Below are 5,489 nucleotides of genomic sequence, written 5' to 3' on the forward strand. Positions count from 1 at the left end.
CAGAATCGACTACGTGGTTATTCATGTCAATAGTGAAGGTGACGTAGGTGTACATTCCGTCATTCATCATGGCGTCGAGTTCTTCCTTGATTACTTTCCTGCTGTTTACCCTGTCGGTTATTCCGTCGGGAACATAGGCGGCAACAACGGAATAGGCTAATTCGTATGTTCCCGGTCCAGTGTTCGTGATTTGTGGGTCAGAGGAAACGCTCGCATATACTCCTGATTGCATGAGGGCTATTGTCCCTAGTGCTTCTTCGAGTATGGGCCCTGCTGTAACATCGCCTTCGCGAATGAGGCGTTCGTTGAGTTTTTGGGCGTTATCGTAATCTTGTCGTATTCCGTCGCCAAGAACGAGATCTTGGAGAATGTACGATATGCGGGATACTTTCGCTTCTTCGGATTGGTCGCTGACGTCTACTGATTCTTCTTCTGTCGGAGCGGTCTCCGGGGTGGGTGTTTCCTCTTCTTCTGCGGCTGCCTTCTGGGGCACTACCGGAGTGTGGGGTGCACGCTCGTGGGATTGAGTTCGGTCTTGGCCGTTGAGCGTGGCGGCGGGACTGGGGGCGGTGATCGGTGCGGCAAACGGGTCGGTGGTTTCTTCTGGGCTGCTCAGCACGGCGCGTAGGAGGAGTGCGATCAAGATGACGGCGGTGATGCTGCCGCCGAGGATGAGGAGCCGTTGGCGTTGGTCTAGGCGTGACCAGCGCTCTTGGATGGGCTGAAGTATGTTCACGTTCTTTTCCTTTTCAGTGCATGGATGGTGCTGCTGCCATTCCTTCTTGAGTGAAGGTCATTTCGATTGGTTTTATTGAATCCACGACCGAGTCGTAATACCCCTGTACCAAGTACATGGTTATTCCTTCTTCATTAATGAGTTCATACGACACTTTCCATACATCCTCCCCGCCGGTAGTGGTATGGCGTATCTGAAAGTGTTGCATGTCTACGATCCATCCGGCTTTATTTGCCATTGTGTAAACGGCTGCCAGTTGCGGGTTGCCGTAGGCATAGTTTGAGACGAGCCATCGGTCCAGTTCTCCTTGCTCGTTATAGTTAGCGTCAGCAAATGCACCGTAATCACTTACAACAGCGCTGGCTATTGAATCTGTAACGTCTTGGGGTACTTCTTCGTTGCCCGCCATGAAATTTCGGTCGTAGGAGTAGTATGTATCGTATGGGAGGTTTACCCCCTGGTTATTAGTGCTTCGAGCGCGCTCGGGCGGTATTCCTTCTGGCTTTTCTTGTTCGATTCTTTCTTCCTGCGGAGAGTGGAGCTCTTTTTTGGTAGTGGTTTCCACTTGCGCGGTAGCACTGTGCCCACTTACCGTTTCCCCATTTTCACCATCGAATAGCAAATTAACTATCCAGTATATTGCAAGTAAAACAATTGTCAGGAGGATGGAAAACACTACGACAAGCATGAACATGCGTTTTTCCTTGCGCGCTCCACCCCCATCATCCCTTGTAGATCCAGTTCCACCAGTACTACCCATGTTTGCCATGAGTCATACTATATCAGGTGTTCACTAAGAAATCTGATGTGCATAGAGTGGGGCCAACGTCTCCGAACTGGCTTACGGTCGGAAGAGCTTCCCTACGCACAGGAACCACGGTTGAGACTGCATGGTGACCGATTCCCTAGCGCACCGTCTATGTCTGCTGAAGGGCTGGGACCTTATCATTCCCGCAAGCTGTTGATCTTATCGCTCCGCTTATCATCCGCAGCCGAGAATCTTTCTTCGAATCAGACCCAGGGCCCTGAGCCCATTGAGTTCAGATCCTGGGGTTTGTACTATTTTCCTGCTGTGACCGGCTGTCCTACCTCGCTCGGGAAGTCTAGGCCAAGGTCCTGCATGATCGGGACGGGGTCTTGGGCGTTGCCGTAGCCCTGGGGGTGGATCTCGAAGTGGAGATGCGAGCCCGTCGAGAAGCCCTCCGAGCCCATCTCTGCGATCTGATCGCCGGCTTTTACCTCATCACCTTCGCTTACAGTAAAAGAGCGCATATGACCATAAACCGTTACAGTACCGTCACTGTGTTCAATCCGCACCCAGTTTCCAAACCCTGAAGCAGGACCAGCACTGATCACCTTGCCGTCCATAAACGCATAGATGGAGGTACCAGGCTCATTGGCAATATCGATTCCTTTATGTGCTGCATCACCTTGTGCAACGTCTTGACGTGGCCCTGTGGTGAAGGGAGAGGTGTACTGACCGATCGTGGGAATTACCGCACCGTGCTCGTTAGGCTGTACTGATCCTGCACTAGCTGTACCACCACGCCGACATCCATACTCAGGAGAAGCGGATCCTCCTTTGCCTTTGCGGTTTTGCTGGCCACGGCCGCTGTAACCGGAGCCGTCGGTGGTGACGTGTACGTGGTCGAGGTGGTTCTCGGTATCGCTGCCGCGATCCTCCATCACGCTGCCGCCATCACCTTTGTTATCATATTTTTGTTGCCATATTGTGTATTCTACATTATATTCTTCTCCATGTTGCCAAATAAAATCATATACCTCGTCACCCAATACCTTTCCTTCCACTGAAGAGTAATTAGGTATCATCACATCAATTGCTCTTCCGGAAGGGTGATCTGGAAAACGGTCAAAAGGCCTCCATCCGCCGATAGTATCAATCCTTCCTTTAAATTTTTCCGCCACAGCGTGAGCTAAGTCTTTTGCGTTTTTCTGTAGCTTATCCTCGTTAAGGATCGTCACATCTGAATTAACGCTATCGCTCCCAGGTTCACCCTTCTTGCCTTTCCTTCCCGATGCGGTTGACACGCATTTTCCGTTTTTATTTGCAAACTTCTGGGCCTCGGACCTGTTTTTGATGAAGTCGCCCTTGTTTTGCACAATGCAGGGGGATTGGAATAGCTTGGATTCTTTCTTCTTTGCCCTACTTCGATCTTGGAGCGCTTGGACGACTCGAGTAAGAGCGCTTCCCCCAATATTACCGGCGGTGGTGAGTCCATTCGCGGCAGGGAGCGCTTGGGCTAGTTTTTTTTCATCTCCGGGGTAGTTATCTTTGTTGAATACCTTGTTTGCTTGTATCGCCCATTCTTCTCTTTGTGTGTGGTATGCTGCGGGTCGTTCGTAGCCCATTTGGAATGCGGCAGCGGCTTTTTTTGGGTCATCGGTTGTGACCCAGGCGTCTTTATCGAGAAGTATTTTATTGCGCACTTCGATGTCTTCGCCGGTGTTTGACCAGGGGTAGGTCACGGCGGTAAATCCTCGGTCGAATGGCTGTGGCTGCCCGTAGTTTGCTGGTGTCACCGCGAGGGAAGCGAACGCGGCGCCGGTCTTGAATTCGCTGTCCCAGACGTATTGGGATTCTGGGGTTGCGCGCCAGCCTCCAAGGAGGAAGTGCGGGCTTTGGACGTATTTCTCATAAGGGGTGAACTGGTAGAGGCCGCCCCCGGGTCCGCCTTTATCTGGGGTGGTGGATTCTGGGGTGGGGAATCTGCCGAAGCCTTCCGAGATCTGTGGGTCGAATGTGCCGCCGGATTCGTGGTTGATGTTGGCGAGCACGCCGGCGGCGAATGCGCCAGAGGTTCCGATCTCTCCGGTGAAGAAGTCGTAGACTTCTTGGGCCACGTCGTAGGCTTGGGTTCCAGGGGTAAGCCAGTCGGATTGTCCTGGGGAGGTTCCTGATGTGGGTGGGACGTCATCGTCGTGGCTTTTTTGCGGCCCGTACATTCCTTTTTGGTAGAGGAAGTCTACCTCGTCTGGGGTGCAAAATCGCGGGGTTATGTCGTCGTCTTTCTTATCGTCTGCCAGCACGGGCAGGGCGGCGATGCTCAACGTGGTAATGACGGTAAGGGCGGTGGCGGTGAGGAAGTTGAAGCTCTTCATGTTGCTTTTTCTGCTTGGTTCTTCTATTCTTGGAGGTGCCTCAACTCCATCGAGGTATGTGTCAAACTGGTTGTGCGATAGCGGCTTCCTTATCTCGTTGGCTATCGCGCAACTTTTTGTGTTACGGGCCTGTAAACGTCAGTTCATCAGGTGCTTCATCGGCAGGCGGATCAACTGGAGGCTCAGGCGGATTCGGGGTGGGGTTCTTCCTTGCGGTGGCTTGTTTCTCAGCGGCTTCGACGTGCTGAGCCGTGGCCTCTTCTGCTGAGGTGGTACCCCCTGTGGCGGTGCCGACGTAGGTGAGATCCGCGATCAAAGGTCCGTCCATGGTTACGATGTACTCGGCGTGGTAGATGCCCTCATCGGTGATCAGGGGGACCTGGACGAGGTAGGTGCGGATCACCCCGGCGGTGGTGGCAACCCAGGACACAGAGATCGGCGCGGATTTGTGGACCTGGCGGCCGAGCTCGCGCGCGGGTGAGGCGCCCGAGAGGAAGTTGTAGAGCACAGAGGTGGATGCGGATTTCGTCATCATCTGTGCGAGGTTCTGCTGGTGCGCGGTGATCTCGCTGTTGGTGGCGCGGGGGTTGATCCCCACCACGGAGTCGAAGAAGCCATCGAGGACGCCCACGGCATCGCTGTTGAGCCTCGTTATCGCGGAAAACTCGTCAGCGCTGACTGGGTGCTCGCCGTCTTTGAGCGCCACGATCTGCTTGCGCAGGGCTGTGATCTGAGCGTCCTTCATCGTGTCGGTCTTCTCCACCAGCGAGTAGGCGCCTTCTACTGAGTCCACGGCGCGCGGGCGCGTCGTGGGGGCCGCAGGGCGTGATCCCGCACCAAGCTGGTAGCCGATCAGCCCCGCCAGCAGGCACACGATGCCCGCAGGGATGAGGTAGCGCACCAGCAGGTCTTTGACGCTGATCTCCTCGAACCAGTCCGCTGCCTGCGTCATGATCGTATGCAGCCGGTTGTCCTTATCCTGGTGGGAGTTTTCTACGTCGCGTTTCCCTCCTTCTCGTTCACTTAGGTCATTAGCGCGGGACGTATCTCTTTTTTTAGTCCGCACCTTTTCCTCGTCCTTGGATACGGAATCAAGATCGACACCTTGAATGTTTTTCGACTGCATGATGGCCCTCCAATCTAAGATTTAATAAAGAACGCTTCGCGGTACATTTGGGCAATATCAATAGGCGCGCGGTGCTTATCCGGGAGCGGAACCGAAACGAGAATCTTCCCCTCTCGGACTGAGACGTCACTACCACTAAGGCCAAGGACGTTGTCGATAAGTTCGTTATATTTATCAACACTCGAAAGATCTATGGTCGTCGAGAGTTTGTAGGTAAACAGGGCAACAGTATTAGAGACGTCGGTCTTCATGCGCGAGACGCGCATGTTCTCCGTGGTGAGGATATTGTCAATTACCCCCTCGGTGGACGTGGCCCACCGCAAAGCTCCCACACGCTTTCGATCCACCTCCGAGGACAAATCACCAAACAGTGCGAGATCAAAGGAGGATTCGACCTTCTTTCCACCCTTTTTCTTCTTGGATGATTTTTCGATCTTTAGATGACGCTCGGGGTACTTGTCCTCAACCGCTATCACATCAGAAATGTATATCCTACTATGATCCGAG

5 protein-coding genes are annotated in these 5,489 nt (G+C 53.5%); all 5 read right to left on the bottom strand.

The annotated features are described in order from the left end of the window. Positions 1 to 736 (bottom strand): hypothetical protein (locus B140_RS13970; RefSeq protein ID WP_156801778.1); only part of this gene is annotated, 736 nt, incomplete at its 3' end. 13 nt (positions 737 to 749) lie between these two features. After that, positions 750 to 1,505, bottom strand: a complete 756-nt coding sequence (locus B140_RS13975; protein WP_156801779.1) for a hypothetical protein — start codon at positions 1,503 to 1,505, stop codon at positions 750 to 752. A gap of 290 nt (positions 1,506 to 1,795) precedes the next feature. Beyond that, positions 1,796 to 3,856 carry a phage tail tip lysozyme gene (locus tag B140_RS14675; protein WP_169332544.1) on the bottom strand — a complete coding sequence of 687 codons (2,061 nt, stop codon included), beginning with the start codon at positions 3,854 to 3,856 and terminating at the stop codon, positions 1,796 to 1,798. 121 nt (positions 3,857 to 3,977) lie between these two features. Further along, a complete protein-coding gene (locus B140_RS0111170; protein ID WP_156801780.1) occupies positions 3,978 to 4,982 on the bottom strand; it encodes a hypothetical protein in 1,005 nt (334 codons plus the stop codon). A 14-nt stretch (positions 4,983 to 4,996) separates the two neighbouring features. After that, a partial coding sequence (locus B140_RS13980; RefSeq protein WP_211208165.1) for a hypothetical protein occupies positions 4,997 to 5,489 on the bottom strand: 493 nt, incomplete at its 5' end.

The organism is Corynebacterium mastitidis DSM 44356, assembly GCF_000375365.1.
Classification (GTDB): Bacteria; Actinomycetota; Actinomycetes; order Mycobacteriales; family Mycobacteriaceae; genus Corynebacterium; species Corynebacterium mastitidis.